Origin of the sequence: Bartonella capreoli, assembly GCF_902813205.1 — a bacterium.
GTDB lineage: Bacteria > Pseudomonadota > Alphaproteobacteria > Rhizobiales > Rhizobiaceae > Bartonella > Bartonella schoenbuchensis.
This window is the reverse complement of the sequence record NZ_CADDZX010000065.1, coordinates 1-874: the sequence shown is the minus strand read 5'-3', so window position 1 is coordinate 874 and position 874 is coordinate 1. Positions and strand designations below refer to the sequence as shown.

Sequence of the window (874 nt, the reverse complement as noted above, 5' to 3'; positions counted from 1 at the left end):
CAACAAGCTTCAATGGGGGTGTGATATGGAACAAAGAACAGCAGAATGGTTTCAAGCTCGTTTAGGTAAAGTCACAGCTTCAAACATTAGCAGCATTATCAATAAAACAGCAAAGGGCTTACCTACAAGTAAATATGAAGAGTACAAATTCCAACTCATCACAGAACGCTTAATGGGCAAAACAGTATCATCTTATGAAACGCCAGCTATGCGATGGGGAAATGAACATGAAGACAGTGCAATTGAAGAATATAGCTTTCTTTACGACACCCCTGTCACACGATGTGGTTTTATACCCCATCCAACAATTGAAATGGCAGGCGCTAGTCCTGATGGTCTCGTTGGAGATGATGGCCTTGTAGAAGTCAAATGCCCTCAACCAATAACACATACACGTTTTTTGTTAAGTGGTGAAATCAAACCTGAATATATCTTGCAAATGCAATTCCAAATGGCTTGCACAGGGCGAAAATGGTGTGATTTTGTCAGCTATCATCCTTGGTTTATAGATGAATCACCTCATTTGTGTATCAAGGTTATACGCATCCCACGCGATGATGAACAGATTGAGCACATTAATAAAGCTGTTGAAGCATTTTTAGCAGAAATAGAACAAGAAATGCAAAACTCTTGATTAAAGCTGCTTAACCCCATAGGGGGCGCTCTTGTATTCTCATCTCCCTCCCAAAAGCGCCCCCACCCATTTTCAATCACTTTTCAACACATGCGTGCTTCACACAACAGGTGAAGTGCACTCAAAATTAAGGAAATTCAACATGGCTCATCGCCACCCTACTATAACACAGCCAGCCATTGCTCGGGCTTTACGAGAGGCTAAAAAGCAAGGTTGTGAGTTAATTGAAATCAAACCAAC

At 41.3% G+C, this 874-nt stretch carries 1 protein-coding gene; it reads left to right on the top strand.

Annotation, left to right across the window (positions count from 1 at the left end):
• The first annotated feature begins 25 nt into the window (after positions 1-25).
• On the top strand, positions 26-634 hold the full coding sequence (locus tag J7R05_RS07305; protein WP_208541772.1) for a lambda exonuclease family protein: 609 nt from the start codon (positions 26-28) through the stop codon (positions 632-634).
• The last annotated feature ends 240 nt before the right edge of the window (positions 635-874 follow it).